General features: G+C 69.3%; 27 protein-coding genes and 5 pseudogenes. 14 read left to right on the forward strand and 18 right to left on the reverse strand.

Annotation, left to right across the window (positions count from 1 at the left end):
* The first annotated feature begins 160 nt into the window (after positions 1-160).
* The gene (locus tag ACFYZB_RS34725; protein ID WP_388765260.1) at positions 161-352 is read left to right on the forward strand and encodes a hypothetical protein; all 192 of its coding nucleotides are present in this window, start codon (positions 161-163) and stop codon (positions 350-352) included.
* A gap of 821 nt (positions 353-1,173) precedes the next feature.
* On the opposite strand, the gene ACFYZB_RS34730 is transcribed toward ACFYZB_RS34725, so the two are convergent.
* Together ACFYZB_RS34730 and ACFYZB_RS34735 are read right to left on the reverse strand one after the other, a co-directional pair.
* Positions 1,174-1,698 carry a hypothetical protein gene (locus ACFYZB_RS34730; protein ID WP_388765263.1) on the reverse strand — a complete coding sequence of 175 codons (525 nt, stop codon included), beginning with the start codon at positions 1,696-1,698 and terminating at the stop codon, positions 1,174-1,176.
* A gap of 322 nt (positions 1,699-2,020) precedes the next feature.
* A complete protein-coding gene (locus ACFYZB_RS34735) occupies positions 2,021-2,905 on the reverse strand; it encodes a winged helix-turn-helix transcriptional regulator (RefSeq protein WP_388765264.1) in 885 nt (294 codons plus the stop codon).
* A gap of 60 nt (positions 2,906-2,965) precedes the next feature.
* Between ACFYZB_RS34735 and ACFYZB_RS34740 the strand changes: the two genes are divergently transcribed.
* Positions 2,966-4,225 carry an MFS transporter gene (locus tag ACFYZB_RS34740; RefSeq protein WP_388765266.1) on the forward strand — a complete coding sequence of 420 codons (1,260 nt, stop codon included), beginning with the start codon at positions 2,966-2,968 and terminating at the stop codon, positions 4,223-4,225.
* A 756-nt stretch (positions 4,226-4,981) separates the two neighbouring features.
* On the opposite strand, the gene ACFYZB_RS34745 is transcribed toward ACFYZB_RS34740, so the two are convergent.
* From ACFYZB_RS34745 to ACFYZB_RS34760, 4 genes are all read right to left on the reverse strand, one after another.
* Positions 4,982-6,004, reverse strand: a complete 1,023-nt coding sequence (locus tag ACFYZB_RS34745; RefSeq protein ID WP_388765267.1) for a DNA-directed RNA polymerase subunit alpha — start codon at positions 6,002-6,004, stop codon at positions 4,982-4,984.
* Between the two features lie 316 nt (positions 6,005-6,320).
* Positions 6,321-6,548 (reverse strand): DUF5133 domain-containing protein, encoded by a 228-nt coding sequence (locus tag ACFYZB_RS34750; RefSeq protein ID WP_388765269.1) that lies wholly within the window; start codon positions 6,546-6,548, stop codon positions 6,321-6,323.
* Between the two features lie 429 nt (positions 6,549-6,977).
* Entirely contained in the window at positions 6,978-7,133 is a 156-nt protein-coding gene (locus ACFYZB_RS34755) for a hypothetical protein (RefSeq protein WP_388765271.1), read from the reverse strand.
* A gap of 17 nt (positions 7,134-7,150) precedes the next feature.
* On the reverse strand, positions 7,151-7,345 hold the full coding sequence (locus tag ACFYZB_RS34760) for a hypothetical protein (protein ID WP_388765273.1): 195 nt from the start codon (positions 7,343-7,345) through the stop codon (positions 7,151-7,153).
* Positions 7,346-7,606: 261 nt separating this feature from the next.
* Here ACFYZB_RS34760 and ACFYZB_RS34765 point away from each other — a divergent pair, with 261 nt between their 5' ends.
* On the forward strand, positions 7,607-8,458 hold the full coding sequence (locus ACFYZB_RS34765) for a MarR family transcriptional regulator (protein WP_388765274.1): 852 nt from the start codon (positions 7,607-7,609) through the stop codon (positions 8,456-8,458).
* A gap of 234 nt (positions 8,459-8,692) precedes the next feature.
* Here the strand turns inward: ACFYZB_RS34765 and ACFYZB_RS34770 are convergent.
* Positions 8,693-8,992: pseudogene (locus ACFYZB_RS34770) on the reverse strand (hypothetical protein); the annotation flags it as partial.
* Positions 8,993-9,752: 760 nt separating this feature from the next.
* Positions 9,753-10,664, reverse strand: coding sequence for a LysR family transcriptional regulator (locus ACFYZB_RS34775; protein WP_388765276.1), 912 nt, complete (start codon positions 10,662-10,664; stop codon positions 9,753-9,755).
* 384 nt (positions 10,665-11,048) lie between these two features.
* On the opposite strand from ACFYZB_RS34775, the gene ACFYZB_RS34780 reads away from it, so the two are divergent.
* Entirely contained in the window at positions 11,049-12,275 is a 1,227-nt protein-coding gene (locus ACFYZB_RS34780; RefSeq protein ID WP_388765278.1) for a serine hydrolase domain-containing protein, read from the forward strand.
* 1,285 nt (positions 12,276-13,560) lie between these two features.
* On the opposite strand, the gene ACFYZB_RS34785 is transcribed toward ACFYZB_RS34780, so the two are convergent.
* Entirely contained in the window at positions 13,561-14,280 is a 720-nt protein-coding gene (locus ACFYZB_RS34785; RefSeq protein ID WP_388765280.1) for a DUF2625 domain-containing protein, read from the reverse strand.
* 235 nt (positions 14,281-14,515) lie between these two features.
* On the opposite strand from ACFYZB_RS34785, the gene ACFYZB_RS34790 reads away from it, so the two are divergent.
* Positions 14,516-14,755, forward strand: a complete 240-nt coding sequence (locus tag ACFYZB_RS34790; RefSeq protein WP_388765281.1) for a hypothetical protein — start codon at positions 14,516-14,518, stop codon at positions 14,753-14,755.
* A 260-nt stretch (positions 14,756-15,015) separates the two neighbouring features.
* Here the strand turns inward: ACFYZB_RS34790 and ACFYZB_RS34795 are convergent, their stop codons facing one another.
* Entirely contained in the window at positions 15,016-15,954 is a 939-nt protein-coding gene (locus ACFYZB_RS34795) for an AraC family transcriptional regulator (protein WP_388765283.1), read from the reverse strand.
* Between the two features lie 106 nt (positions 15,955-16,060).
* Between ACFYZB_RS34795 and ACFYZB_RS34800 the strand changes: the two genes are divergently transcribed.
* Entirely contained in the window at positions 16,061-17,089 is a 1,029-nt protein-coding gene (locus ACFYZB_RS34800) for an aldo/keto reductase (RefSeq protein WP_388765285.1), read from the forward strand.
* Between the two features lie 132 nt (positions 17,090-17,221).
* On the opposite strand, the pseudogene ACFYZB_RS34805 reads toward ACFYZB_RS34800, so the two are convergent.
* Positions 17,222-17,376 (reverse strand): annotated as a pseudogene (locus ACFYZB_RS34805) (IS5/IS1182 family transposase); the annotation flags it as partial.
* A 177-nt stretch (positions 17,377-17,553) separates the two neighbouring features.
* Between ACFYZB_RS34805 and ACFYZB_RS34810 the strand changes: the two are divergent.
* Positions 17,554-17,769, forward strand: coding sequence for an arginine deiminase family protein (locus tag ACFYZB_RS34810; protein ID WP_388765373.1), 216 nt, complete (start codon positions 17,554-17,556; stop codon positions 17,767-17,769).
* Positions 17,770-17,917: 148 nt separating this feature from the next.
* Here ACFYZB_RS34810 and ACFYZB_RS34815 read toward each other — a convergent pair whose 3' ends face one another.
* On the reverse strand, positions 17,918-18,229 hold the full coding sequence (locus ACFYZB_RS34815; RefSeq protein WP_388765376.1) for an alpha/beta hydrolase: 312 nt from the start codon (positions 18,227-18,229) through the stop codon (positions 17,918-17,920).
* A 448-nt stretch (positions 18,230-18,677) separates the two neighbouring features.
* Between ACFYZB_RS34815 and ACFYZB_RS34820 the strand changes: the two genes are divergently transcribed.
* On the forward strand, positions 18,678-19,028 hold the full coding sequence (locus ACFYZB_RS34820; RefSeq protein WP_388765287.1) for a hypothetical protein: 351 nt from the start codon (positions 18,678-18,680) through the stop codon (positions 19,026-19,028).
* 96 nt (positions 19,029-19,124) lie between these two features.
* Here the strand turns inward: ACFYZB_RS34820 and ACFYZB_RS34825 are convergent, their stop codons facing one another.
* From ACFYZB_RS34825 to ACFYZB_RS34835, 3 genes are all read right to left on the reverse strand, one after another.
* Positions 19,125-19,559 carry a DUF2267 domain-containing protein gene (locus ACFYZB_RS34825; protein WP_388765288.1) on the reverse strand — a complete coding sequence of 145 codons (435 nt, stop codon included), beginning with the start codon at positions 19,557-19,559 and terminating at the stop codon, positions 19,125-19,127.
* 51 nt (positions 19,560-19,610) lie between these two features.
* Positions 19,611-20,021 carry a DUF2267 domain-containing protein gene (locus ACFYZB_RS34830; RefSeq protein WP_388765290.1) on the reverse strand — a complete coding sequence of 137 codons (411 nt, stop codon included), beginning with the start codon at positions 20,019-20,021 and terminating at the stop codon, positions 19,611-19,613.
* 102 nt (positions 20,022-20,123) lie between these two features.
* A complete protein-coding gene (locus tag ACFYZB_RS34835; RefSeq protein WP_351217710.1) occupies positions 20,124-20,555 on the reverse strand; it encodes an Hsp20/alpha crystallin family protein in 432 nt (143 codons plus the stop codon).
* Between the two features lie 128 nt (positions 20,556-20,683).
* Between ACFYZB_RS34835 and ACFYZB_RS34840 the strand changes: the two genes are divergently transcribed.
* On the forward strand, positions 20,684-21,340 hold the full coding sequence (locus ACFYZB_RS34840; protein ID WP_388765292.1) for a type III effector protein: 657 nt from the start codon (positions 20,684-20,686) through the stop codon (positions 21,338-21,340).
* Between the two features lie 165 nt (positions 21,341-21,505).
* On the opposite strand, the pseudogene ACFYZB_RS34845 reads toward ACFYZB_RS34840, so the two are convergent.
* A pseudogene (locus ACFYZB_RS34845) lies at positions 21,506-22,351 on the reverse strand (IS5 family transposase); the annotation flags it as partial.
* Between the two features lie 381 nt (positions 22,352-22,732).
* Positions 22,733-23,314: a TetR family transcriptional regulator gene (locus tag ACFYZB_RS34850; protein WP_388765293.1), complete on the reverse strand. Its 582-nt coding sequence runs from the start codon at positions 23,312-23,314 to the stop codon at positions 22,733-22,735.
* Between the two features lie 246 nt (positions 23,315-23,560).
* Between ACFYZB_RS34850 and ACFYZB_RS34855 the strand changes: the two genes are divergently transcribed.
* From ACFYZB_RS34855 to ACFYZB_RS34875, 5 genes and pseudogenes are all read left to right on the forward strand, one after another.
* Positions 23,561-23,911 carry an antibiotic biosynthesis monooxygenase family protein gene (locus tag ACFYZB_RS34855; RefSeq protein WP_388765295.1) on the forward strand — a complete coding sequence of 117 codons (351 nt, stop codon included), beginning with the start codon at positions 23,561-23,563 and terminating at the stop codon, positions 23,909-23,911.
* Positions 23,912-24,051: 140 nt separating this feature from the next.
* Entirely contained in the window at positions 24,052-24,438 is a 387-nt protein-coding gene (locus ACFYZB_RS34860; protein WP_388765297.1) for a VOC family protein, read from the forward strand.
* Between the two features lie 61 nt (positions 24,439-24,499).
* A pseudogene (locus tag ACFYZB_RS34865) lies at positions 24,500-24,792 on the forward strand (transposase); the annotation flags it as partial.
* A pseudogene (locus tag ACFYZB_RS34870) lies at positions 24,792-24,922 on the forward strand (DUF1772 domain-containing protein); the annotation flags it as partial. The pseudogenes ACFYZB_RS34865 and ACFYZB_RS34870, both read left to right, overlap by 1 nt.
* 231 nt (positions 24,923-25,153) lie before the next feature.
* Positions 25,154-25,579: a DUF4267 domain-containing protein gene (locus tag ACFYZB_RS34875; RefSeq protein ID WP_388765298.1), complete on the forward strand. Its 426-nt coding sequence runs from the start codon at positions 25,154-25,156 to the stop codon at positions 25,577-25,579.
* 344 nt (positions 25,580-25,923) lie between these two features.
* Here the strand turns inward: ACFYZB_RS34875 and ACFYZB_RS34880 are convergent, their stop codons facing one another.
* The gene (locus tag ACFYZB_RS34880) at positions 25,924-26,391 is read right to left on the reverse strand and encodes a hypothetical protein (RefSeq protein ID WP_388765300.1); all 468 of its coding nucleotides are present in this window, start codon (positions 26,389-26,391) and stop codon (positions 25,924-25,926) included.
* Positions 26,392-26,570: the final 179 nt, after the last annotated feature.

The following is a 26,570-nucleotide window of genomic DNA, read 5'->3' on the forward strand; positions in this document are numbered from 1 at the left end:
GCCCGGAGGTGTGGGAGCGCTGAACGCCCGTCGGCGGGCTGCCGGCCGTCGTCACCCATTCGACGCACAGCGGTCGCTGTCGCACGTGGCTTCGCGTTCGCTGGGAGCGAGCCCGGCATGAGACCGGGGCTTGCCCCCATCAAGCCAAGGAGACACAGCCATGGACCAAGGCGAGATCCAAGAGTGGAACGTGGGCCCGGGCGAGGGAAGGATCAAGAACGACCGAGGTGGTCCCCTGCTGTACTTCACGGTGGACGACCTCGTGATCGACCCCGACGAGATCCATCCGGGGGACACCGTCTCGTTCCAGGTCGACGGACCCGGACACGCCGCCATGGTCGACAAGGCCTGAGGCGCGACAGCAGCGCGCGGCAGGCACCTCCCAGAAGGTGAGCGGGTGGTGCCTGCTCGGTCTTCTGAACCACGCGGCCGCGGCCAGGCTGTGTAGGAGCCAGGCGCTCCAGCAAGGCCGCAGACTCATGGCGCCTTCCCTGGCGTGCCGCACCGGTGCCAGCAAGCCGTTTACTCGCAGGTCACAGTCCGCGAACCGCATCACCGATGCGGTCAGCGGTTGGCTCGCAATCACGCCGTGGCCCTTCAGCGTTGCGCCAACTGCGCCCAGTCGTCAGCGCGGAGGGCGAACACTTCGCACCGAGACGTTCAAGATGGCCCCATGACTGCTCCCACCCAGTGGGTACCGCCCTGCCGCTACAGGGGATACCGCGACTGCTGGCCGAGGCGCTCCAGCCACCGGCGCCAGATCCCGAGCCCCGCTCGCAACTTACTGGAGATCCCTCCGAGGCAGGTACTGGCCCAACCCTCAGCGGCGAAGCAGCATCCAGTCGTTCCTGCCACGGCCACCAGCGTGGGCGGCTGACGCAAGGCTGTTGACGGTGATGTGTCGCCGTCGGTGGAAGACGTGGATCATGCGCCGCGACCCTTGAGTCTCCAGGACGTGAACTACCAGGCAGACAGCACCGCGGGCCCTCTATCGTCTACGGGGGTCGGGCCGACCCTGGGCAACCGTTGCCTGCAGAGCAACGACTGGCGGAGCGACGCCGATATCGACACGGTTCGGCTCGGCGACCGTGGGCGAATCCCCACGGTCGTGTCTGACTCGGTCACACCTGAATGATGCTCTGCACCACGCAGACCGCTCGGCGGCATCTGCCGTCAGCCTGTCTGACGGATCGAGGCGCCGACGATGATGCCATCGGCCACTGTGTACGTGCCCTCATACGTCTTCAGGGTGCCGTCGGTCTGGGTGGCGTACAGGACGGCCTCGACGCGGGATGCCCCGAACTCGCTGATGGTGCCCAGAGTGATGCTCTCGGTGGTGTCGAAGCCGGCCACCCACCGGTCGTAGGTCGTTCCGGCGATGTTCGAGCCGCCGAGCGCCCACGCCGCTCTGTAGTCATGATCGGTGATGTCCTCGTAGTACTGCGAGACGACCGCCGAGGCGTTGGTCAGATGTGGCCGGGGAGCCGCCGGAGGCGCCGTCGTGGCCGCGGCGACCGTTGTAGCCGGGACCGCGGAACTCGGCGCCGGGCTGGCGGACGCGGTCGTCGGGCTGGGCGACGGCGAGGCCTGCACCGTGTGCGTCACGGTAACGGCCGGAGCTGCCCCGGACGCCGCTCCTGCGGCGCAGGCGGTGAGAGGCAGGCAGGCGAGCAGGACGACAGCCGGGACGGTACGCACGATTCCCCCCAGAAGTGGCGCGATTTGGTGCAGACACTGTGCCAGTGGTGAGGGACGACGGCGCCATTGTTGCCGGAACGTGAGAAAGCCGGGGCCTATCGGAGGCCCCGGCAAGTCCCGTGCACGCTGACGGCGGGAGGACCACGTGCTGCGTCGGCCGTGCATCACTCGGAGGGCTGCCGCCCCATCCGGCGGGCCATCCGCATGACCTGCTCCGGGTCACCATCTACACCTTGCGGCGGAACATCCCCTTGACCACGAAGAAGGACGAGAACTTCCCATGCGGGCCGATCTCGCCACGGCGGGATCGGCTGTGGCGATGTCACGCCCCGGACAGCGAGTCGACGAGTGCCATGGCGTCGTCCACAGACCCCGCCGGATCGTCCAGCGGGTACAGCACCCCGCGCACCGTGCGTGAGGAGTCGAGGACGAGGGTGAGCCGCTTGAGCCGGTCGACTCCCGCCGCGCGGAAGGTCGGTAGCCGCAGTGCCGCCGCGAGCTGGAGGTCGGCGTCGGACAGGAGGGGGAACGCGATCCGTTCGTGCTCCGCGAAGGTGGCGAGCTGGTCGGGGCGCTGCGTGCTGACCCCGTGCACCCGCACGTCGCGTTTCGCGAAGTCCGCCATCCGGTCGCGATAGGTGCATGACTCCAGCGTGCAGCCGCGGGCGCCCGGGATCTGGCCCCATCCCGGCGGGTAGTCGTGCCCGCCGGGTGCGTAGGCACCGGGGAAGCAGTACAGGACCGTCCAGGTCCGGTCGGTGGCGACCGGGTCGACGGGCGCGCCCTCCGGACCGGCCAGTTCGAGCTCCGGGACCCGGTGTCCCACCAGGCTGTGCACGCGCCGGGTCTCGGCTGAGTCGGTCGTGCTGGTGGCCGAGACGGCGCCGTCGCCCATGACATGGCGGGCGCCCCAGTCCTGGAGGGCGACAAGGACCGGCAGCAGGCCGCGCCCGGCCGGCGCCAGGTGGTACTCGTACCGGGGAGGACGCGGGCTGTAGAGGCGCTTCTCCAGCACCCCGTCCGCGACGAGGGCCTTGAGACGTTCCGTCAGCACCTTGCGGCTGATGCCGAGTCCGGCCCGGAGTGCATCGAACTGGTGCGTCCCGCCCGCGACATCGCGGATCAGCAGCAGCGTCCACGGGTCACCGACCACCGCCAGTGCCTGTGCGATCGCGCAGTCCGGGTCGCCGAGCTCTGTGTACCGCATGACACATGAGTATAGTGAGTTCCCTAAAGAGACTAACTCGGTCGGTCGCAGGGGGCGGGCATGACGTCGGTGGTTCAGGGGCGGGAAGAGAAGGAGAAGCGGTCGGAGAGCGCGTCTCGGAGGGCGGCGTTCTGGCGCTACTGGGGTGCGTCCACGGCGAGCGGGATCGGTGACGCCGTCACGGCGGTGGCCCTGCCGCTGCTGGCCGTACTGGTGCTGCACGCCTCGGCGCTCGAGGTCAGCCTGATCACGGCCGCCTCCTACGCCTCATGGATCCTGGTCGGGCTCCCGGCCGGGGTCCTCGTGCATCGTCTGCCGTTGCGCGGGGCGCAGGTCGCGATGGACCTGGTCCGGGCCGTCGCGGTCGCCTCGGTGCCGGCGGCTGCCGCGTTCGGTGTTCTGAGCCTGCCGCAACTGATCGTCGTGGCCTTGGTCGTCGGCCTGGCGTCCGTCGTCTTCGACGTCGCCAACTCCACCTTCCTGCCCTCCATCGTCAGCAAGGAGGAGCTCACCGCCCGCAACAGCCTCACCTCCGGAACGAGAGCGGCGACCCAGCTCGGCGGCCCGTCACTCGGCGGTGTGCTGGTCCAGGTGCTCGGCGCGGCGACGTCGATCGTGGTGGACGCGGTGAGCTACGTCATCTCGGCCGCGCTCATGAACAGCTTGCCGCAGGTCACGCACCCCGCGCAGGACGGCCCGCGCCGTGGCATGGGCGAGATGATCCGCGAGGGCTGGCGGTACGTCACCCATCATCCCGTCATCGGTCCCTGCGCGGCGGACGCGACCGCCGTCAACTTCGTCTGCGGCGGTCTCATGGCGCTTACCCCCGTCTTCCTGGTCCGCACCCTCGAGGCGCCGCCCGCCCTGGTCGGCATACTCATCGCGACCGAGGGCCTCGGCACCCTGATCGGTGCGGCGCTGACGCCCCGAATCGTCACACGCCTGGGCAGCGGCCGGGCACTGCTCTGGGCCGCGGTGGTCTCCCCGCTCTTCGCGGCGCTGATGCCACTGGCTGGCCGCTCCGTGGCACTCGTCCTGTTCGCCCTGGGGAACGCCGGTTTCGCCGGGGCCGTGGTGGTGACGAGCATCGTGACCCGCACCTACCGTCAGACCGCCACGCCCCCGGAGCTGCTGCCGCGCGTGATGGCGACGGTCCGCTTCATCTCCTGGGGAGCGATCCCGGTCGGTGCGCTGGCCGCAGGTGGTGCGGCCGAACTCTGGGGAACGCGTGCCGCCTTCGCGCTCATGACGGTGGTTTCCGCGGTCAGCCCGGCGATCGTCCTGGCCAGCCCGGTCCGCCGGATGCGGGAGCTCGGGTGAACGGGTCAGCGCGTTCGGGCTCGTTCGTGCCTCCGCGCCCTGTTGGTCGCGGCCGGTTTCCCCGGAATCGTGCGTCCAGCCGTTGGACGAGGACGGGCCGTGTCATGCCACATCCCGGCGCGCGCCCGTCTCGGCGGTCAGCCGCGGAGCGTATGAGCTCGTAACACGATCATGAGTTGCTTGATGACCGGAAGGATCCGGCGCCTGCGCAGTTCGCGACGGTTGGGGTCGCCGTGCGCTGGGAGGCCGCACCGAACTCCAGAAGCACTCATTTCCTTCGAACTGGACCGCACCTACCTGGAGCAACGCCACGCCCTCACGCTGACCCTGACATGGCTGGACCTGCAGGGTCCCGACTGCAACGGACCTGCAGAACCCGGACGACTCACCCTCACCGATCTGAGGAACTCCGACCGACCGGTCATCGCCCACCACCAACGAGAACGAGTCCGCTGAAGGTCACGGCAGCCACCCAAGATCCACGACAGAGACGCATTACGGCCAAACACCACGGTGTTGGGCGGTCCCTGCACAGGGCGCACTGTGCGGGGACCGCCCGGAGCCCTGCAGTCCCGTCAGCGCGAGGCGCAACCACGTTGAAAGGGCAGCCTGCCTCGCGTCCTGCTGGACGCCTCACCTGGGGGAATAAGGCTTACCTCCCTTCTCCGGACCGCCCAAGGACGACTCCGTAGATCGTCGCCGGGCTCACATCCAGCGGCATCTGCCCTCCTGGCTCCCCGCAAGCCGGCGCAGCGTTCAGTACTGCTCGGTCTCGATGAAACCCGAGTTCCCGTCGTCGTCGGCGCCGAAGGCGTCGGCAGCGGCCGTGGGGTCGAATCCGGGCGGGCTGTCCTTCAGGGCCAGGCCCATGCCGGCCAGCTTCGCCTTGACCTCGTCGATGGACTTCGCACCGAAGTTGCGGATGTCCAGCAGGTCGGCCTCGGAACGAGCCATGAGCTCACCCACCGAGTGGACGCCCTCACGCTTGAGGCAGTTGTAGGAGCGGACCGTGAGGTCCAGCTCCTCGATCGGGAGCGCGAGGTCGGCCGCCAGCGCAGAGTCCGTCGGGGACGGGCCCATGTCGATGCCCTCGGCGTCGATGTTCAGCTCGCGGGCGAGACCGAACAGCTCGACCAGCGTCTTACCGGCCGACGCCATCGCGTCTCGGGGACGCATCGCCTGCTTGGTCTCGACGTCGACGATCAGCTTGTCGAAGTCGGTGCGCTGCTCGACACGCGTGGCCTCGACCTTGTACGTGACCTTCAGCACCGGCGAGTAGATGGAGTCGACCGGGATACGGCCGATCTCCTGGCCCACCTGCTTGTTCTGCACGGCGGAGACATAACCGCGGCCACGCTCGACCGTCAGCTCCATCTCCAGCTTGCCCTTGCCGTTGAGCGTGACGAGGACGAGGTCGGGGTTGTGCACCTCGACACCGGCCGGAGGCGCGATGTCGGCGGCGGTGACCAGACCCGGGCCCTGCTTGCGCAGGTACATCACGACCGGCTCGTCCTGCTCACTGCTCACGACCAGCTGCTTGATGTTCAGGATCAGGTCGGTGACGTCCTCCTTGACGCCCGGCACGGTGGTGAACTCGTGCAGGACGCCGTCGATCCGGATCGAGGTGACGGCGGCACCCGGGATCGAGGAGAGGAGGGTGCGGCGGAGGGAGTTGCCGAGGGTGTAGCCGAAGCCCGGCTCCAGCGGCTCGATCACGAACCGGGAGCGGAACTCGTCGACGACCTCTTCGGTCAACGAAGGACGCTGAGCAATCAGCACGGGGTATCGCCTCCAGTGTTTGGCGCCCGCTATCTGACGCCGTAGACACCCCGAGGGTACGAGCGGTGCTACCTCCTATGGCGCCGAACCGCCCGACCGCACCCGCCTGCCAGCCGCTCGGCAGACACAAAAGGGATGGGACCATCCCCGCGGGTGCGGGGAGCACGTTGTCGGTCATCGTCCGTCCCAGTACTCGTGGGGCCGGTACGACGGGCTCCGACAACGCAGACGACTCCCTGCTTTGTCCCGGCGAGAACTATCCAGGCTGGTGAAGACCAGCAGCTACAGCAGTATCGGCGACCGACCAATGAAGCAGTCAGGTGGCAAGGAGGGAGTCGTCCTCGACACGCGCACCAGGCAGCCGGTGCCGGGCTGCGACGAGGGCCGCGTCGATATCGCTGGTACCGGTCGACACACACAGCGTGTAAGCAATGTCCTCCATCCGTCGGCGCACCTCCTCTTGCCCCTCTTCCGCGTGCAGGACACGCAGCGTCTCGTACTGCTCGATCAAGTTCTTCAGCACGGCGGGGTGTGCCATGAGCATCACAAGCCTCCCTTGCAGCCACCATTCGCATGGGCCATACACCCACCCACATGCCCCGCCCCCCGGACACCATTCCCACGCGGTCCGACCATGCAGCTTGAGCTCCAAGCCACCACGGACTCAGGCAGACGCCGACACTGGAGCCTCAGCCGATCCGCCAAACGGGGGAGCCGGCGGGCCGACGGAGGCGGACGTCAAACCATCGGACGCTTCGCCCGCCCTCACGAGTGTGCCGGCACCCGTCGTGCTGGTGCGCTGCGATCCTCAGCCGCCCCGGAGGACCACCGCCACGCCGAGGCGCACGCGCAGTCGTCGCCTTCCGGGTGGTTACGATGCCCGGTCCCCCTGGAGGACGACCGCCACGTTGCCGTCCCCCACTCACCCGGGCGCGTCAACAACTCGCGATCCTCGGTCACCGCGGGAGCAGGGTCACAGGACATCGACCCGGCCGCCGGCGAGAGCGATGACGGCGGGTACGTGCTTGCGGCCCTCATCTCGCCTCTTCAGATAACAGGTGCGGTTGGAGCCGTCGCGGATGATGCTGGTCCGTGCCGAGAAGAAGAGGATTCCCGGGCGCGGTCCCATCGTTGCGACGCGGGCGTTCAATCCCGCGCAACATCCACCGCTGGAGGTCGGGTGTGGCGGCTGTCAGGCTCCCGGTCGATCTGGAGCGCGACGGCTTCGAGCTCGGCGTCCTTGTAGGCGATGCGCATGCCAGAGAGGGACATGTCGCTCGCTTCGGCGAGCGGTTCGAGCTTGTAGGGGCCGGTCGCCGTGGAACTCGCGCCCTTGGGCAAGGAGTTGGCGGATTTCCCCGCACCAAGGGGCCCCGGCCGGCGAATCCGACGACCATGCCCATCTGCTCGTGATCGTCACCCACCACCAAACCCGCGACCGAGCCAAGAAGCTGGACCAGAACCCGCTCTCGCACACACAGCCACGCAGACGTCACCGCATCTGCACTCCTTCCCTTCGATCGCCGATGAGTTTCGGTGTGCCGGACGGTCCAAGTCGGCACACCTGACAAACGCCGGTACACCCAACAAAAGGAGAACCCGATGGGCACGACGCGCTCGCATCCGACGACTCACATCGCCCGTCGCATGTTCGAGCTCCTGGAGCCGATCTGCCTGGTCACCTACCTCGCCGACGAGTGCAACGAGGAACTGGCCGCACTCGGCCACCGCACCTACTGGGACGGCTACTTCGCCAGCCGCGCCGCACCACTGGGACGGGTGCCGGCCCAAGTCGTGCACGCAGCCTTCTACAACTTCGCCGAGGGGGAAGCCGCACGGCACATCCCCAGCGCCTGGGAGACGATACCGCCCGAGGCCTCCGTCGCCGCGCGGGAGCGGGGCAGCACGGCCTCCCTGCGGCGCATCCTCGGCGACGAGCTGGCCGACTCCGCCGGCCTGGTGCGCGCCGCGGACCTGACCACCAAGGCCGCGACGAGTGCCCCCACCGAAGGTCGGGTGATGTACGCCGGCATGCGCACCCTTGAGGTACCCGGCGACCCCGTCGCCCGCCTGTGGCATTCCGCGACCATGCTGCGCGAGCACCGCGGCGACGGGCACATCGCCGCTCTCGTCGGCGCGCGCATCGGCGGCACGGAGGCCCACGTGCTCTCCGCTCTGGAACAGGGCGTCCACCCCCCGGAGTCGTTCGGACGCATCCATCACCTGCCGAAAGAGCGCCTGGCCGCGGTCATGGACGGCATGCGCGAACGCGGACTCATCGACACCGACGGCCACTTCACCGACGCCGGCCGCGCGACCAAACAACGCATCGAAACCCTCACCGACGAACTCGCCACTCCGCCCTACGACGCCCTGTCCCCCGCCGAACTCGACGAACTGATCACCGTGCTCGAACCCATCACCGCGACCCTGGTGGCCACAGGCTCGCAGTGACACACAGAAATCGCTACCGATCTTCATGATCAGAGAAGGCACAGGGCATCGACGACCCTGTGGAGGACGCGGGTGTCATCGCCTGGCACCGGGTCGTACAACGCCGCACCGATCACGGAGTCACCGGCCACAACCAGCCCTCACTCCCGCCTCGCAGGCCAGGCGCCCAGTGCCACCTGCGCCGCTGGGGCCAGGCGGTCCTGCTGAGGGCGATGGCCTGGTGAGCCCGGTGGGAGAAGTAAGTGACTCGGGGAAGTCTCGGGCGGCCATCCAGATGGTGACGTCGCGGGCGATCCGGCTGATGTCGGTGTCGGTGGTGACCTCGTGCTCACGGCGGACGGTGTCACGGCGGCCGACCTCGAAGCCACCGTCGTCCTGGACGGCGACGGAGGTGAACCACGCTGGATCCTCCTCGTCGGGCTGGATGACGACGAAGGTGTTGTCCGAGTCGATGAGGTCGTCGATCAGCATGAACAAGGCGTCCTCGGAGGGATCGTCGATGTGATCGCCGTCCTTGCTGTCGGCGCAATTCACGGAGACGCGCGATGGTCTCCGCGAACCCCACTGCCCGCTTGCCGCGCCTCTGCAGGTTCCTCTTCCTCACCGAACAGATACTCAGGAGCCTCACTGCTGGGACCGGGTCGAGCCAGAGAGCGAAAGGCGCGCCAGGCATAAGGCCACGCCGAGGATGTCCCAGCCTCAGCGCAGGGCGTAGGTGTCGATCAGGAGGAGCCCTCAGTCGGCGGTCTCCTCTGGGCCCGGGGTGCGCCGGACCGGCAGGCGGCGCGGGGCACGGTCAACGACACCGGCGTACGCACAATGAGCGTCGGGGCGGTCAACGATGATCCGCAGCGCGGCCCCGCCGCGTGCCGCACGGCGTTCGCCAACAGTACGGCGACGATCAACTCGGCCGCGTGGACATCGGCGCAGCCGAGGCCCCACCCGGCTGCGCCACCCGGATCAGGCGCCGCGCCCCTCGCTGGTCCGGGGGCACGCTCGTGCACCTGGGAGTAGCCGTGGTGCCCCCTGCCGCTACACCACGACAAAACGAGCGTGGCTCACTGGCTCGCTGGGGCGACTCCAAAGCCCGGGGCACGGCCGGCGATCGCCGAGGCGCTGTCGCTGGCCGGCCCTGATGGACGGCGCCGGGCCTCACGGGCCGAGCGCGGGGCCCGACCGCACTCGAGTCGCCCGACGCCGGAACCGACGGACCGCAGGGCGCGGCCGGTAACCGAACCCATCCGGCATGCCGGGCAGGCGGGGACCAGCGGCCGGAGCCGCGGAGCAACGACGACTACGGCATAGCCTCGTCGGGGCTTGCGCGGCCGGAAGTGGCAGCCTCGACGGCTTCGGCGAAGGCCCGGATCAGCGGTGTTGGATCGGAGGTTCGCCAGACGAGGGCCCAAGGCACGGGCGGTGCGTCCTCGATGGGCACGAAGGCCAGGCCCGGCCAGGGATAGAAGCGGGCGGCCTCGGCCGCGACGCCGGCCACTCCTCTCCCGGCGGCGACGAGGCCCAGCGATTCGTGCCAGGTGGTGGGCATGGGGCCGCGCGGGATCGGACGGCCTGCAGGGGTGCGGAAGGGCTGGAAGGACGCTTCCAGGTAGGGGGGCAGGGAGTGGCCGGGGAGGAAGGAGCAGTGGTCGCCGAGGTTTTCCAACCGGATCGAGTCGCGCCTGGCATAGGGGTGCGTGGCGGCCGCCATCAGGTAGACCGGTGAGACGTGGGTGACCGGGCCGACAGTCAGGTCGGGTTCGTGGACGGGCTGCCAGAGCAGTGCGACGTCGACCTCTTTGGTGCGCAGCGGGTCGAGCGGTGAGGCGGGTTGGATCTCACGGTACTCCACCTGAGTGTTCGGATTGCGGTCCCGGAACCGTCGGACCGCGTCGTCCATCATCCATCGGTGCGGTCCCATGAGGCCCAGCACCAGCGTGCCCTGGTTGCCCAGCGCCGCTTGGGTCGTGGTCTCGATGCCGTCCCTGATCTGCTGGTATCCCGCGTTGAGTTCCCGATGGAGCTGTTCGCCCAGGGCGGTCAGGCGAACCCTGCGGGTCGTGCGGTCGAACAGTGGTGCGCCGACGCGCCGTTCAGTTCGCCGGATCGACTGGCTGACTCGGGCCGGGGTGACGTGCAGCCGTTCGGCCGTCCGCCCGAAATGCAGCTCCTGAGCCGCCGTCAAGAAAATCTCGATGTCTCGTAGCTCCACTCCGCGCCTCTCCCCGTTCCGCGCCGCGGTCCCAGCGATTGTGACGATATCGCTTAAGAATCCGGTACAAAGACCGTCGTTGATCTCGCCTGCGCGCGAGGACAGACTGATGGCCGGTCGCCAGTGAGCGCGACCAAGAGCCGTTCCAAGACCGTCGATGTCTCCGGCGATCCCGCCCGGGACCCGTGGTGCCCGGGTGAGGCCGCACCCGGCGAGACCTCGCACGCCGTTGGCGGAACAGGTCGCCTGCGCCCAGGGACAGGGGTCGCCGACACCGCAGGGCGACGCCATCGGGGCCGCGCCCTGGCCTGGCGGGGCCAACGGGCCACGCTGACAGGGGACTGGGGACTTGACGGCCGAACACCGTACGCAAGGAGATTCGTGATGGACAAGAGCAACGCCGGTTTCTCCAAAACCGGGCTGCGCAGACTGCGCGACCTGCTGACGCGCCACGTCGAGTCCGGGAAGATCCCGGGGCTGGTCGCCCTGGTCAGCCGGGGCGAGGAGACCCACGTGGAGGCGATCGGGACGATGCGCCACGTCGGCGGCGCGCCGATGCGCCGGGACACGATCTTCCGGCTGGCCTCCACGTCCAAGCCGGTCACGATGGCGGCGGCGATGGCCCTGCTGGACGAGTGCAGGCTGCGGCTGGACGACCCCATAGACCAGTGGCTGCCCGAAATGGCGGACCGCCAGGTGCTGAAACGGGCCGATGGCCCGCTGGACGACACCGTGCCCGCGCGGCGGCCCATCACCGTGCGCGACGTGCTGACCTCCACATTCGGGCTCGGTATCGACCTCGAGCTGATGGGCTCCCCGATCATGACCGCCGTCCTCGAACGGTCCAACTACGACCCGGACGCGGGACCGGCGCCCGCGCCGGACGAGTGGATGTGCCGCCTCGGCGAGCTGCCGCTGTCGTACCAGCCCGGACAGCGGTGGCAGTACGACCTCGCAAGCGACCTGCTCGGCGTACTCGTCGCCAGGGCCACGGGACGGCCGTTCGAGACGATCCTGCGCGAGCGCGTCCTCGACCCGCTGGGCATGAAGGACACCGGCTTCCATGTGCCCGCCGACAAGATCGACAGGCTACCGCCCGTCTACTTCCCAGAGGCCACCGGCGGGTTCAAGGTGTGGGACGAGGCCGAGGACGGACGCTGGAGCCGACCGCCGGCATTCCAGTCGGGCGGCGGCGGGCTGGTCTCCACCGTGGACGACTACCACGCCTACCTCCGGATGCTGCTCAACCACGGCACGCACGAGGACGAGCGGATCCTGTCCCGGCCCGCTGTGGAACTGATGACCACCAACCGCCTCACCTCCGAGCAGAACGCCGCCCGCACCGCCCTGGCCCGCGACAACGTCCATCTGAGCTTCGGCCAGGGCCAGCACGGCGGCTGGGGCTTCGGGATGGCCGTGCGCGCCTACCGCAGCGACTACGCGCCCCTCGGCCAGTTCGGCTGGGACGGCGGAACCGGCACCACGGCCTACGCCGACCCGCACCACCAACTCGTAGGAATCCTGCTCACCCAGGTCGGACTGTCCACCCCGGACCCGGCACGACTCATCCATGACTTCTGGACCACGCTCTACCAGGCCATCGAGGACTAGAGTCCGTCTTCAAACGGATCTTGCCCAGAGCAGCAATGACGCGAGTGTGACCGCCGCTTCGTGGGAGGTGGCGGTCTTTTCGTATCTGGTGGCGATGCCGCGGAAGCTGTAGGCCTTGTCTGGCAACGACCTGGTCAGGCTTGCAGAGCGGTCGGCCCAGGCCGATGCGGGGGACGCGGATCCGTTCCAGCAGGGGCGTGCGCGGGTGCTGTCGGGACGTTGGCCCGGTGTCAGGAGGATGGCGAGCGGGCGTCCTTTGCCGTCGCAGGCGAGGTGGATTTTGGTGGTCAGTCCTCCTCGGGATCGGCCGAGGGCGTGATCGTCAGGTTCGTCCGCCCGCTGCTGCCCCCCTTTTCGGCCGGTGGCGGCGGCGTGCGCTTCCAGCAGGCCCTGACGCCGGATCGGCTTCTGGGGCGGATGAGCGCAACAGCTCGGTTTGTTTCCTGGGGTGGCATTCCTCTCGGTGGGCTTTTGGGCGGAGCTTCGGGCTCTGTGTTCGGAGCGGCAGGCACTTTGTGGATTGGTGCAGCGGGTATGACGCTGAGTGTCCTTCCCAACTTCCTGTCACCGCTTCGGACAATGCGCACGTTGCCCACGGAGAAAGCCCCCGAGTTCGCGCGTTGACGTGCCGCTGATGGCTGACGATCAAGCACGCACGACCTGTACGGCCAAGGGGCCTTCGGCATCGACGTCTTCGGCCTGCCCGCTGCCGAGGTGGTCACCCTGCTGCGAGGGCTCGCCACGATCACCGAGGCCGAGGACGACCCGGCCTCCTTCATCTCACCAGACCTTCTTCTCAGCTTGGCGTCCCTTCGAAGCGGACGACGAACCCGACGAAGAACGGGGCTTCTACTTCAGCTCGATACTCCTGGCTCGCCCCGGCTACTACGACACACTCGCTGAAGTCGCTGCCAGACTCCGCGATGCTGGACGCCAGGAGCCGTGACCTGACGAGAGTTCGGGTGGTGACGGTCCACCCGATGCCAGCACCTACCAGCGGGTGGTTGCCGATCGGGTTGTGGTCGGGGGCGTCGTCGCCCTCGAAGTACGGCTCGCCGAGCGGAGGCGTGTAGTTCGACCTGGACCTGCCCGTCGGCGGTGAGCGCCTTGTGGCGGATGCCGCAGGGCGGTCGGCTCGACCCATGTGGCAACCACCAGTTCCTCCGGGCGGCCCGCCATGATGCGATCCCAGTGCGAGCTGCGGTGCAAGGCAGAGCACTTCCTGGCCTTCGCCGGGATCGTCGCCGCCCTGATCTGCTTCCGCCGACTGAATGGGGCGGCCGATTCACACGGCGCCGAGAAAGCCCGGATCAACGCCGTCGAACTGTCGGCATGAGTCCCGGGCGACGCCAAGCAGCTCTCCCATGGGTACGGCGCGGCGGCTGGTCGCGGAGATGTCCTGGCGCGCCTCGGCAGACCACAACGGTGGGAACAGCGACAGGCCTTGATCACCGCCCAGTGTCCGAACCTCCTCGTGCCAGCCCGGCCAGCGCAGATCGGCGTAGAACTCGTCGAGCGCCCCGGACACCAGCCAGGCCAGCCACGTCGAGTGACCGACACCCAAAGCCTCCCAGCGAAGGGAATCCGGGGCGAAGTAGACAACCTCGCCGGGCTGGCCGGCGTTGACGGGAGCGGCACCGTTGACAGCGAAGACGCCGCCCAGCACGTCCTGTGCCACCACCAGACCGGTCTCCGGTCGCCACGCTGGGTCGAACGTTTCGGGGAACTGATTCACGCGAGCCAAACCCGGCACCCCGTGCGCAGCCCCCCTCGCGGGGCTCCCGAAGACCCGCAGCCATCCGTCGTCCACCAGCAGACCGCCGCAGTGCAACACCACCGCACCCAAGTACGACCTGGCCGTGACCTGCAGCTGAAGAATCGATGCCCTACCCAGATCGCTATCAGGTGGAAGTACCGCGACAGACGCAGGACTTGCATCAAGTGTCTCCCTGAGCTCCGGCCAGGCCGGTTCCTCGACATCGATCAGCTGACTCAACTCACGCATGCCTGCATCGTCGCACCCCACGGTGCGTCCCCATCGGCAGGTCACTTCGGCGAACCACCCGCCCATCGAGATGACCTCCAAGGAAGCAACTACCTCAGGCGGGCCGGTCGGCCCCGGCCGGCGGTGCAGCACACCGGTCGCCGAGGACCCGTACGCCGTACCCCGCGATGCCGGCCTCGATGTGCGGCTAGTGCTGTGACCGTTATGGTTCGCCGGGTTGAGAGGGAGGACCGGGGTGTTCGTTGAAATCGTGTTCGCGGGGCTGCCGGTCAATCGTGACGAGGTCGAGGACGCTCTGGAGGCGGCGTTCGAGCTCGGCGGCGAGGTCACCGGCGCAGGCAGCGGTATGGGGCGCTGCCATCTCGACCTCGGGATCGCGGAGGGCTCAGACCCTGCTGCGGCCCTGGAGCGGCTTCGGGCAGTGCTGTCCGAGCTGGGCGTCGCGGACTGTGCGACCTTGAACGTCAGTGAGTGATCGGGCCGCGCTGCGCACTCGCCCGCCCCAGCGGATATCCCTCTTGCCGCGGGCCCGGGCGCGTTCACGGCGCTCTGCCGCCAGGGCGTCCCGGTGACTGGCCCAGCTTGGTCGGGCGGGTGGTGGCCGTCTGGACGACGCATTCCTCGTCGTCAGGACTGAGCGAGGACGGCCTCCCGCCCACTGTGCGACATCCGCGAGTTCTCCTGAGCCCGGATAGGTACCCGAGGCGCGCCAGCTCCGCTCAGGGCTGATCTCCGTCACCGGCCCGCTATCGGAACGGCCTCCTGACGCACGCGCGCCCGGTAGCGCTGCGGCGACTCCCCGACAACGCGCTTGAACGCCGTGCTGAACGCGCTCTCCGAGCCGTAGCCCAGCTCGGCGGCGAGCGCCGCGACGCGGGCGTCGCCGTTCCGCAGCGCGCGCTGGGCCAGCAGCATGCGCCACCGGCCGAGGTAGGTGAGCGGCGGTACACCGGCGGCCTCGCGGAACCGCTCCGCGAATGTGGTCCGGGACATCGCGGCGGCACGCGCCAACTCCTGCAGCCCCCATGCGTGTTCGGGGCGGCCGTGGAGCAGGTCGACGGCGGGGCGCAGGCGCTCGTCGACGAGCAGGCGCAACCAGCCGGAGGGCAGGAGGGTCTGGTCGACGTAACAGCGCAGCACCTCCAGCAGGAGCAGTTGGCCGTACTGCCGGATCGCGAAGGCCGAGCCGAGCCGGTCGCCGGTCGCCTCGTCGAAGAGCCGCAGCAGGGCGGCGAGCAGCCGGTCCCCGTCTCCGGCGGCGGAGGACCGGATGTGGGCCACCGGTGGGAGCGACTCCAGCAGGAGCGTCCGCCCGGCCTCGTTCACGCTGACGCACCCGCCGATCACGACGTCGTCGACGGCAGGGTCCGAGCCCGCGAAGCGGGCGGTGGAGAAGTCCGACTCGGGCTGGATCTCGTGGCGCGGCGCCGCGCCGGCCTCGAAGGCCACCCACGAGCGCCCGGTGAGGATTGCCACGTCACCCGCCACGAGGTCGACCGGTTCGACGACGCCGTCGGTGGTGAGCCGGGCGCGCCCGCTCACCATCGCGAAGAACTTGACCGGATCGGCCAGCGGGCCGCGGGCCCACCACCCGCCGCGGGCCGCGACGCCGCCGGTCAGCACGCTGCGCACCTCCACGAGCTCGAGTGCCTCGGAGAGTCGGTCGGAATCCATGTCCGTACTCTCGCGCAAGAAATCAGGATGCACAAGTATTCATAGTCCGGCGAACGACAGACAGGCTGGTACCAGCGACACAGCAGGACGACCTGAAGGAGACACCATGCGCTACCGCAGCCTCGGCCGGACCGGGATCAAGGTCAGCCCCTATGCCCTCGGCGCGATGATGTTCGGCGCCCTCGGCAACCCCGACCACGACGACTGCGTCCGCATCATCCACCGGGCGCTCGACGCCGGCATCAATCTCGTCGACACCGCCGATATGTACGCGCACGGCGAGTCGGAGGAGATCGTCGGCCGGGCGCTGAAGGGACGACGGGCCGACGTCGTGCTCGCGACCAAGGCCCGGAACCCGATGAGCGACGAGCCGAACCACCAGGGCGCGTCCCGGCGCTGGCTGGTGCGCGCGCTGGAGGACTCGCTGCGCCGCCTCGACACCGACTACGTGGACATCTACCAGATCCACCGCCCGGACCCCGACACGGACATCGAGGAGACCCTCGCGGCCCTCACCGATCTGCAGCGGGCCGGCAAGATCCGCACCTTCGGCACGTCGGCCCTGCCGGCTTCCGACATCGTCCGGGCGCACTGGGTCGCCGAGCGGCGCGGGCTGGCCCGGCCGCGCACCGAGCAGCCGGTCTACTCGATCCTGAACCGGGGCATCGAGCGCGAGGTGCTCCCGGTGGCGCAGGAGTTCGGCATGGGCACCCTGGTCTGGTCGCCCCTCGGCGGCGGCCTGCTGACGGGGCGGTACCGCAAGGGCCAGGAGGCCGCGACGCACCGGTCGAGGTACGGCTTCCGGCACCTCACGGACGACCGTCGGCTCGACGTGGTCGAGCAGCTCATCCCGCTGGCCGAGGAGACCGGCCTGCCGCTCACGCATCTCGCGATGGGCTTCGTGCTCGCCCACCCGGGCGTGACGTCCGCGCTCCTCGGACCGCGGACCATGGAACACCTGGACGTCCTGCTCGCGGGCGTCGATGTCACCCTCACCGACGACGTGCTGGACCGGATCGACGCGATCGTGCCGCCCGGCACCGACACCGGCACGCTCGACATGGCCTACCAGCCGCCGGCCCTCCAGCGCCCCGAACTGCGCCGCCGACCGGCCGGCGAGCGCACGGCGGCATGACGTCGGCTCCGGCCGGAGCCCTGCCCGCCCCCGGCTGGTATGAGGCACTCCCGCCACCGGGTGAGGTTCCGGTCGACGATCAAGGTGGAGAGCCGAGGCTCTGGACTCAGCAAGCGCCGGAAGGTGACGACACAGCAGACGTCGGTACTTGTCGTAGTCGTAGCCCCGGTCGGGATAGGGCCGGTGGGGGCGGTGCCGTGGTCGTCCCCTATGCCGTGGATGTGTGGGATGGCGTCGACCAGTGGGAGCAGTTGGGTGACATTGTGGTGGTTGCCGCCGGTCACCAGCGATCGGCGTGCGCCGGCTGTCGGCGGCTTTGGTGCCTGAGCCGGCGGACGAGGTCCTCGCCGTGGCCTTGGCGCCGTGGCGGATGAATCTCGACGTGGTGGCTCGGCGGGGGCCGATGCCGCAGCGGCTGCACGCCGCGTCGGTGCGGGTGCCGCACCGGGCAGGGCGCCACCGTCATCAACGTCAGCCGGTCGCAGTCATGGCTCCAGCAGGCCTGCGACCGCCTCTGTCTTGGCGAGCGCATCGTCGTCGGCTACCGCCTGGCCGACAGCGTGTTGAGGCGGCTGCGCGACGTCGGAGTGAGGGTGAGCGCCATGGACGGGGCTGAGCTCGTCAAAGGCCGCGGTGGTACGCGCTGTGCGAGCTGCCTCGTCTACCGCACAGCAGGTTGAGAGGCCGTACGACCGTGCCGTCGAAAGCCTCTACTTGCAGCGGCTTCCGGCTTGTCGCAGGCCGTGCTCGTCGAGGCAGGTGTCTCGGCCGCCTCCCGGACACACAGGGTGCGCTCGGCGGCGCACGTCTCTTCCTCGGTCGGTGCGCTCAGCCGGTGTCGAACGGCGGAACGGCGAGGGTGTCGAGGCAGGAGGTGTCGTAGCCGCCGGAGGGGTGATCGAAGTAGCCGACGAGGATCGATCGGGCACAGTCGGACTCGAGGAGCGAGGAGTGTCCGAGGCCCGGGAACACCAGGCGGCGCGAGTGGGACAGGCCGGTGGCGGCGGCAGCGGCCCACCGCGTGCCGACGGGCCCGTCGAAGGTTCCCGACATCAGCAGGGTGGGCGCGTCGCCGTGGGCCGGTGTCTCTACCTCGGGATTGGCGCGTCCGACGTCCCAGCCCGTCGCCTGCACGCGCAGCCATCGCCAGTGGGTGGTTTCCGGACCGTCATCGTGCCTCCCAACCGAGCCCGACGGTCTGCCTCAGCGAGCCGGGGGCCGCCTGGCGGCCGCCGCTTCTGTGAGGAGTCGTCGATGTACTCGCTGTCGGCACCGGCGATCAGCTGTTGACCACGGCGGTCCGGAAAGAGCAACCGGCGGGGCCGGCACTATTACCACTCATTTGGCACGCCTCGACGCTCCTCCCGCCAGTTGCCCCTTCCGGGCAGCTTCGCCGGTCTGCCGAGGCTTCACCGGGAGGCGCTGGGTGGTGTGAACGGCTGCGCGCAGGTCGGGCTTTGGTGGGCCGAGAGCGGGCCGGCTTGGTGATGGCGGCCGCCGTCGAGGCCCCGCGTGGGGCCCGACAGCGAGTGACGTCAGGCGTACCGGCTGACGTCGTCGAACTCGGTGGAGGCCGACAGCTCGGCCCATGCCGGATGTCGCGCTCGAAGCCTTCGCGTCCGGCCTGGGCGAGCTGGAGCGCGTCGATGCCGAGCAGCAGGCGCGTCGGCGGCTGGTCGGCCGCCGCGATTCGCAGCACGGCGGCCGCGGCCTTGTCCGGGTCACCCGGCCGGTGCCCGCTGCCGTGGAGGCGCCGGGCGCGCAGCGGCTCGAACAGCTCGTCGTAGTCGGCGATCACACGGGGTGCGCGGATCATCGAGCGGCCGACCCAGTCGGTCCGGAAACTGCCCGGCTCGACAGCGGTGACATGGATGCCGAAATCGGCGACCTGCTTGCCGAGCGTTTCAAGGATGCCCTCCACTGCGAACTTGCCGCCTGATCACGCCGGCGTTCGAGCCGGAGCGGTGCCTGGCGGTGGTCGTGCTCACGGCACCGGGCGGCGTGCTGTGGCGCCGGAAAGGCCCGGTCGGCGCATCTACGCGGCTTGGGTGAGTTCGGCACGGCCGAACAAGAGCGCGTAGCCCGACGGAAGCTGGCGCAGGATGCGGGTGAGGAGATCGGGGCCGGCCAGGGCTGCGACGACACAGAGGACGGATCCGGTGTCCCAGCGGGTGGTGGCCAGGGGGGCGCCGGTGCGGGCGGCGAGGTCTTTGACGAAGGCCCAGCCGGTCAGCGGCTGGGTGTCGGGGATCTGGGCGGTGAAGATGCGTGCGGCTTCGAGGGGGAGGCGGGCGGCCAGTTCGACGCGTTCGTCGCCGGTCAGTTGGCGTCCCAGTCCGGCGAGGACGAGGCGGACGGCTTCCTCGGCCTTGTCCCGGGTGGGGTAGGCGCCGTCGTAGCGGACCTTTTCCAGCATCTGCTCGTACGCCCTGCCGTAGGGCTGCTGGAGCGGCGCGCTCTGGTCGGACATCACTGCGGTGGTTGCCTTTCTGTCACCGGGGTCGTGGTGGCCGGTGTGCGGTCACCGGGGAGGTTGGTCAGGTGGGCTGGGGCGGCCGAAGAGGAGGTCGTAGCCCGCGGGGAGCTGGAGCAGGATCTGTTTGAGCAGGTCGTCGCCGGTGGCGTCAGCGACCGTGGACAGCACGGCGCTGACGTCCCAGGCCGCGGTCTGTTCGGTGGCGCCCTCGATCCAGGCCGCGGTCGCGCGCACGAACCGCTCCGGGGGCAGCGGCTCGGCGCTCTGCAGCGGGTTGAGGAGGATCAGGGCGAAGTCTTCCGGCAGACGCGCCGCCAGCTGGGCGCGGACCTCGCCGACCAGATGTGCGCCCAGCAGGGCGAGCACCACGCGGGCCGCGCATCCGGCTTCCTGCAGGGTGTCGTACTCGCCGCGTTCCTTCACATGGTCGAGGAACGCTTCGCGTCGCACCGTCATGTCGGCCGCTGCCCTTCCTCGGTCCACGGGGGCGCGGAGGACGGGCGAGGGGGAGATCAGATGCCCGTCCTCCGCCGCTGGTCAGCCCTCATCGGGTACGGCTCAGCCGGAGATCTCCTTGCGGCCGGACCCGACGCCGATGGCGATCTTGCGGGGCTTGGCGCGCTCGGCGATCGGGATGCGCAGGGTGAGCACGCCTGCGTCGTAGTCGGCCTGGATGTGCTCGGTGTCCAGGGTGTCGGCGAGCACGATCTGGCGGGAGAAGACGCCCAGCGGCCGTTCCGACAGTTCCATCTGCACGTCGTCGGCCTTGGTCACGGGCCGGCGCTCGGCCTTGACGGTCAGCATGTTCCGTTCGACGTCGATGTCGATCGCGTCCGGGCTGACGCCGGGGAGGTCGAAGGCCACCACGTACTGGTCATCCTCGCGGTAGGCGTCCATCGGCATCGGGGACGGCCGCGACCAGGTGCCCGGGCTCATCAGCTGCTGCGCCAGCCGGTCCAGCTCACGGAAGGGGTCAGTGCGCATCAACATCGTGAAAACACCTCCAGCAGGTTCGGGCACTTGCTGCCAATGCGCCTCACGGACACCGTTGTAACATGTCATCCAATGGATGACAAACATGGTGTCGTCCAAAGGATGACTAACTGAGGGAGGTGCCCATGACCCCGGCCGACCAGCCGGCCTCGTCCAGCGCCGACACACCGAGCCCGGCGTCGTTCCTCGCCGCCGCGGCAGCCCTTCACGCCATAAACGACGCCCTGCAGTCCGCCCGGCACGAGATCCCCGGCACCGCCGGGACTCACGACGTCGGCCCGGAGCAGGCTCTGGCCTCTCTTCTGCTGCTGCGGCAGGTACGCGAGCAACTCGCCGGATGGGAAACCGGCCTGATCGAAACCGCCCGCCAGGCGGGTGCCAGCTGGGCGGACCTCGCCCACCCGCTCGGCGTCGCCAGCCGCCAGGCCGCCGAACGCCGCTACCTGCGGGGCCGGCCCGGCCCCGCAGGAACCACCGGCGAACAACGCGTCCAGGCCACCCGCGAACGCCGCGCCGCCGAACGCACCACCGCCGCCTGGGCCCGCCGCAACGCAGCCGACCTGCGCCGAATCGCCGGCCAGATCACCGCCCTCACCGACCTGCCCACCGCGGCCCGCAAACCGCTCTCCGAGCTCCACGCGGCCCTCGCCCACGATGACGCCGCGGTCCTCATCCAACCCCTCAACGCCACCCGTCCCCACCTCACCCCCGCCCACCCCGACCTCGCCGCCCAGCTCGATGCCCTTACGAACTCCGCCACGAACTCGGCAGCCCCCGGCTGACTGGATCTCGCAGAGCGACAAGCCTCGTACGGCGGCGGCCGGAAGGGGCACGGTCTTGCGGCGCGTGAGCCGCTTGGCCACCAAGCCTGATCGCGGCCCACGTGATCGAGAGGATGTTGTGCACGGGCAAGGCCGCGCGGGCGGCGTGGACTCATCCAGGCCGACTCAGCCGGCCGGAGCCGGAACGGGAGACAGAGCTGACGTCGTCGCAGGCTGCCGCCTGGGGGGCGGCTCCGGGAGCGACTGCGGCACTGGGGGCTTGGAGAGCAGAACGGTCGGCTGGGTCAGACGGCGGGTCATCAGGCTGATCGTCGCCCATGTGATCAGAGCCTCGCCGTGCTGGGGCAGCCGCTCGTAGTCCCGGACCAGCGGCGGGCGTGCATGATCCATCCCGGCCACCGTTCCACCACCCAGCGGCGTGCGAGGACGACGAAGCCGGTGGCGTCCTTGGGCCGGGACACGGTGCGGACGGTGAGGTGGAGGAAGCCCTTCGCCCAGTCGACGAGTTGGCCGACGTAGGCGGAGTCCGCCCAGACCACCGTGAACTCGGGGTGCATCAGACGGAGCCGGAAGAGCACCTCGCAGCCGGCGTCCCGGTCCTGGACGTCGGCCGGGGTGACCATGACCAGGAGCGGGCGCCTCCTTCGTATCTACGACCTGGTGTCTCTTCCTGTCGTTGATCTTGTTGCCCCAGTCGTAGCCGCGGCTGTCCCGGCCGACGGTCTCCGCGGCCTTGACCGACTGGGAGTCGATGATGATCGCCACCGCGTGTTGGGGCGCGGCCCATGCTCTGCCGGATCTTCCGGCGCAGCTGGCCGCGGATGACGCCCAGCACGCCGGCAGCGGCCCACTTCGCCAGGAAACCATGGACCGTGCGCCACGGCGGCAAGTCGCGGGGTAAGCCCGGTACTTGCAGCCGGAACCGACCAGGTGGCGGATGGCGTCCACGATGTCGCGGCGCGGGCACGAACTGAATCCGGTGCCCCTCCCGTGTCTCCTCGCCCCACTCGGCGCCGATCTCGTCGTACGGCTCCGCGTCATATTGCCGGTCTTCGTGTTGGTGCCGGGCACGGCAGCCACCACCCCTGCGGGCCGGGGCACGGACTCCTCCTCTGTGACGGGACTCGCCCCGCGCACCGGAACCGCCGACCCCTGCGGCGATGACCTCCTGCGGGAGAAGCGCCCTCCACCATCCCACCGCCGCAAGCCCCTGGGTGACTTCGATACATACCGACGTCGCAAGCTCGGTTCAGAAGGTGGCTCCCGCACTCACCTAGAAACTACTCCCGCCCTCAGATGCACAACCAGCGCGTCGAGCTCAACCGGCCGATGCACACGGTGAGGGCACCCCGCCGTGACAAAGGTCGCGGTGGGTGCCCCTCGACGGGCTCGTCAGGGCGTGGGTGCGGTGAGGTACCGCTGCACCGTGGGTCCGAGCCAGTCCACGATCTCCTCGGGGTCAAGTGCCACGCTCGCCGGAAACCGCAGCACGTAGCGCGTCAGCGCGATCCCCAGCACGGTCGAGGCGCACAGTGCCGCCCGAGCCGGCGCCTGCTCCGGCTCGGGACCCACCCTGCGGGCCAGCGGGATCAACTGCTCGCGCAGCACGCTCTGCATGCGATCGGCGGCGGCCGGGTCGGTGGCGCCGACCCGCATCAGCGCGGTGAGCTCCCCGTTCTCCTCCCACAGGGTGAGGAAGTGGCGCACCAGCGTACGGCCGATCTCCTCGCGCGGTTCGACGGGCAGGCCGGGCAGCCCGGGGTCGATCGCGACGGCAGCCGCGAACAGGCCCGCCTTGTTGCCGTAGTAGCGCATCACCATCGACGGGTCGATCTTCGCGTCACGCGCGATGGCCCGGATGGTCGCCTTCTCGTAGCCATCCGCCGCGAACCGCTCGCGGGCCGCGGCGAGGATCGTGGCGCGGGTGGCGTCGGATCGCCGTGCGGCCTGCTGGTTCTCCGTGGTGCCGGTCATGCCAACAAACATAGGCCAACACGTGTTGACAGTCCAGGGCCGCGCCTCTACGTTTGCCAACACGAGTTGACCAACAAGCGTTGGCAAGGTCGCAGTCGTTGGGGCCGGTACCAGCGACGCCCCTTGAGCATCCGTCAGCTCCCCTCGTGCCACAGGTAGCGAGCGTCGTGGGCGTCGCCGGATCCAGCACGGCGGTGGCCGGCCTCGGTGCCATGGGACAACCGACAGCGAGAGGAAGTACCGAAGATGGCCAAACTGCAGAGCCTGGACCCGAATACGCCGATGTTCGCGCAGTTCAGGGAGAAGACCGGACCCATCGTCCTGGCCAACACCTTCCTGGTCCCGAAGGAGAGGACGGAAGCGTTCCTGGCCCTCTTTGGCAGGCAGGCCGAGTTCATGAAGGCTCAGCCGGGATTCGTCTCCCTGCAGATGCACAAGGGAACAGCGGACAGCCGGCTTCTGATGAACGTCGCGGTCTGGGAGTCGACGGAGGCGCTCGCTACGGCGTTCGGCAGCCCGGAGTTCCAGCGCATGGCTGCCGACTTCCCCGACGACATCGTGTCGTACCCGCACATCTTCGAGCAGATCAACGTATGACACGGCGGCTGTGGCCGGAGGAGGGAAGCCGGAGAAGCCCTGCCCTCCCCCGGGCAGTCACGCATCCGTGCACCATGCCGGGTCGCCAAGGTCGCCGAGCACCCCGCAACGCCTGGCCCCGCCCCTGAAGAGGAGTCACCATGACCGTGGAACTGAATCACACCATCGTCCCCGCCCGTGACCCGCAAGCCTCGGCGCAGTTCCTGGCCGAAATCCTCGGCCTGAGTGTCGATCCACCGGTGGCGCACTTCACGCCGGTCACGCTGGCCAACCAGGTCAGTCTGGACTACGACCAGCTGGACGACTTTGAACCACATCACTACGCGTTCATGGTCAGCGAGCAGGAGTTCGACGCCGCCCTGGCCCGCATCCAGCACGGCGGAATCACCCACTACGGCGATCCCGCATGCCAAGAAGTCGGGCAGATCTACCACAGCAAGCACCCCAAAGACCGCAGGGGCACCTACTTCCACGACCCCGACGGACATCTCATGGAAATCCTCACCCCGGGCAGCGCCGGGTCGTGAGGCCGATGGCGGCCCAGCGGATCATGGCTTTGCTGGTGGCGGGATCGCGTTCGTGGTCGCGGCCGACGCGGTGCTGTGCGCGGACGGTCCGGTGACGTCACCGGTCGACCTGACACTGCTGCCCGAACACCGCCGGGGGCATGGCGGACCGTGCGGCGATCTCAACCGGGCCGCATCAACGTCGACCGCCTGCGCGTGCTGACCGGGCTGCCGCTGCCGCGCTCCCCCGGCGGCCGGCTGGTCCTGGCCGTCGACGTGTCACCGTGGCTGCGCTCGGACGCGCCGTGCTCGGCAGAGCGGTTCTTGTGTCACGTCCACGGGCGTAACGGGCGCTCCAGCGACCAGTTCATCCCGGCCTGACGTCGACCCCTGACAACCGGCCGCCGACTGCAAGCAGCAGATGAACCGCTGGGACCGCCTCCACCACGTCCGCATCGCCGTCATCCTCGCCGCCTTCGCCCAGCCGGTCGCCTCCCTCGCCTGACCCCGCGGGCCGACGCCGCCCAGGCGACGCACAATCCCCCTCCCCAGGCGGAAACAGACCACTGAAATCCCAACCCCCGGGAATGCAGCTGCGGCTCGGATCCCACAACTGCGATCCCGGCAGGCTACGCCCCTCGGTCAGCCGCGTCCGCACGGCCTGATCAGGCCCCGCACGACGCAGCAAGCTCCACGAAGCTCACCAAGCCGACGAAGACTCGCAAGGAGAAGAACAATGTTACTGAAGAAGATCAACACCGTCCTGGCCGCCGCCTTCATCCTCTTCATCCTCTGGTTCGGGACGGAGTTCATCCTGAGCCCGGAGACGACGGCGCCCGGCTTCGGCCTGCCGCGCCGGCCGTCCGGCGACGCAGGCGGCTTCCTGATCATCAAGGGAATCCGCGATGTCGTCCTGGCCCTGGTCCTGGGCATCCTGCTGATCACGGGCCACCGCCGGGCGCTGGGCTGGGCGCTGCTGGTAGAGGCCCTCGCCGCGTACGGCGACATGGCCACCGTGCTGGCCCACCACGGCTCCTTGGCCACCGCGCTCGGCGTCCACGGCCTGACCGCGACCCTGATGGTGGTCAACGGCCTGCTGATGATGCGCGAGACCCGCAAGGTTGCGGCCGCTCCGGCAACGCCCGCTCCGCAGCCCACCTAGGGAACATATTGGGTCGGGATCAAGGGAGTGGTCCCGGTGCAGCCGACCCTCCAGTTGGCGAGTGGGGCGCTCAGCCCAAACTCCCGGTCATCCACCTCTGCCCTGGTAGCGCCACGTACCCCGGAGGCTGTCGGTGCGTGGCGCTACGCTGCGGCAGCAACCGACTGCCCGCTTCAGGCGCGCAGACACGGAAGAGAGAGCGATGAGACCGCTGGACTTGCTGATGAGGGAGCAAGTGGCCCCGGTGATGAGGGCAGTTGGCTTCAAGCGGTCTGGACGCACCTCCCGCTTCATCACGGCCAGCGGTGATCAAGCCGTTCTCGGGGCTCCGCTCACGCTGGGCTCTACGCGAGGACAACCGACACATCTGCGGTGAGGCGCCGGCAAGTGCGTTGTGCGACGAAGCGATCCCGCAGAGGGCTCACCTCCTCGATCGAACCAATCTCCTGCAAGAGTGCCGCCATCCCACCATGCCGGTGATCCGACTCGTGCCGCTGACCAGATGGGAGGTTTTGCTGCGCGTCGACAACACACCATGCCGCGAGATAGAAGCGATGCTGGGAGACGTGCAGCCAGCAGGGCCCGGAGGCGACTTCGCTGCCTGGGTGCGTCGAAGACCGGCGACACGCCGCTTGGCCGAGTACGCGATCAGACTCGCCGGCCTGGGCAGCGTCGCGGGCCTCCAAAGCGACGTCGTCCGCGGTCAGAGCCCCGCCCCGCAGGGCGGTGGCCATCCCGGCGACCAGGTACTCGTGCGGGATGTGCCGGCCCAGCAACAGCACATCGCTCAGGGCCCGGGTGCCGTCCCGCACGCCGTGGGTCTTCTGGGCTTGGGTCCACCAGGCGTCATGGAGGGTGAACCTGCCTGCGGAGGGGTCACTCCGACGACACCGCCGAGCGCGACACGTTCCTCCGCAAGGCCGGCAAGCGCCTGCACCCGAGCGTCTTGATGGCCTGCTACCTGAAGTGGAACTCGGTGTGTCACCGTCGT

Origin of the sequence: Streptomyces sp. NPDC001852 (assembly GCF_042891825.1) — a bacterium.
In the GTDB taxonomy this organism is placed as follows: Bacteria; Actinomycetota; Actinomycetes; order Streptomycetales; family Streptomycetaceae; genus Streptomyces.

Excerpts from the sequence above, each read along its gene's own strand:
- ACFYZB_RS34875 (WP_388765298.1), top strand. The coding sequence starts at position 25,154 with ATGTTACTGAAGAAGATCAACACCGTCCTGGCCGCCGCCTTCATCCTC.
- ACFYZB_RS34785 (WP_388765280.1), bottom strand. The coding sequence starts at position 14,280 with ATGCGTGAGTTGAGTCAGCTGATCGATGTCGAGGAACCGGCCTGGCCG.
- ACFYZB_RS34830 (WP_388765290.1), bottom strand. The coding sequence starts at position 20,021 with ATGACGGTGCGACGCGAAGCGTTCCTCGACCATGTGAAGGAACGCGGC.
- ACFYZB_RS34800 (WP_388765285.1), top strand. The coding sequence starts at position 16,061 with ATGCGCTACCGCAGCCTCGGCCGGACCGGGATCAAGGTCAGCCCCTAT.
- ACFYZB_RS34735 (WP_388765264.1), bottom strand. The coding sequence starts at position 2,905 with ATGCGGTACACAGAGCTCGGCGACCCGGACTGCGCGATCGCACAGGCA.
- ACFYZB_RS34825 (WP_388765288.1), bottom strand. The coding sequence starts at position 19,559 with ATGTCCGACCAGAGCGCGCCGCTCCAGCAGCCCTACGGCAGGGCGTAC.
- ACFYZB_RS34740 (WP_388765266.1), top strand. The coding sequence starts at position 2,966 with ATGACGTCGGTGGTTCAGGGGCGGGAAGAGAAGGAGAAGCGGTCGGAG.
- ACFYZB_RS34780 (WP_388765278.1), top strand. The coding sequence starts at position 11,049 with ATGGACAAGAGCAACGCCGGTTTCTCCAAAACCGGGCTGCGCAGACTG.
- ACFYZB_RS34840 (WP_388765292.1), top strand. The coding sequence starts at position 20,684 with ATGACCCCGGCCGACCAGCCGGCCTCGTCCAGCGCCGACACACCGAGC.
- ACFYZB_RS34755 (WP_388765271.1), bottom strand. The coding sequence starts at position 7,133 with ATGGGACCGCGCCCGGGAATCCTCTTCTTCTCGGCACGGACCAGCATC.
- ACFYZB_RS34725 (WP_388765260.1), top strand. The coding sequence starts at position 161 with ATGGACCAAGGCGAGATCCAAGAGTGGAACGTGGGCCCGGGCGAGGGA.
- ACFYZB_RS34860 (WP_388765297.1), top strand. The coding sequence starts at position 24,052 with ATGACCGTGGAACTGAATCACACCATCGTCCCCGCCCGTGACCCGCAA.
- ACFYZB_RS34765 (WP_388765274.1), top strand. The coding sequence starts at position 7,607 with ATGGGCACGACGCGCTCGCATCCGACGACTCACATCGCCCGTCGCATG.
- ACFYZB_RS34835 (WP_351217710.1), bottom strand. The coding sequence starts at position 20,555 with ATGTTGATGCGCACTGACCCCTTCCGTGAGCTGGACCGGCTGGCGCAG.
- ACFYZB_RS34855 (WP_388765295.1), top strand. The coding sequence starts at position 23,561 with ATGGCCAAACTGCAGAGCCTGGACCCGAATACGCCGATGTTCGCGCAG.
- ACFYZB_RS34750 (WP_388765269.1), bottom strand. The coding sequence starts at position 6,548 with ATGCTCATGGCACACCCCGCCGTGCTGAAGAACTTGATCGAGCAGTAC.
- ACFYZB_RS34795 (WP_388765283.1), bottom strand. The coding sequence starts at position 15,954 with ATGGATTCCGACCGACTCTCCGAGGCACTCGAGCTCGTGGAGGTGCGC.
- ACFYZB_RS34820 (WP_388765287.1), top strand. The coding sequence starts at position 18,678 with ATGCCGGATGTCGCGCTCGAAGCCTTCGCGTCCGGCCTGGGCGAGCTG.
- ACFYZB_RS34850 (WP_388765293.1), bottom strand. The coding sequence starts at position 23,314 with ATGACCGGCACCACGGAGAACCAGCAGGCCGCACGGCGATCCGACGCC.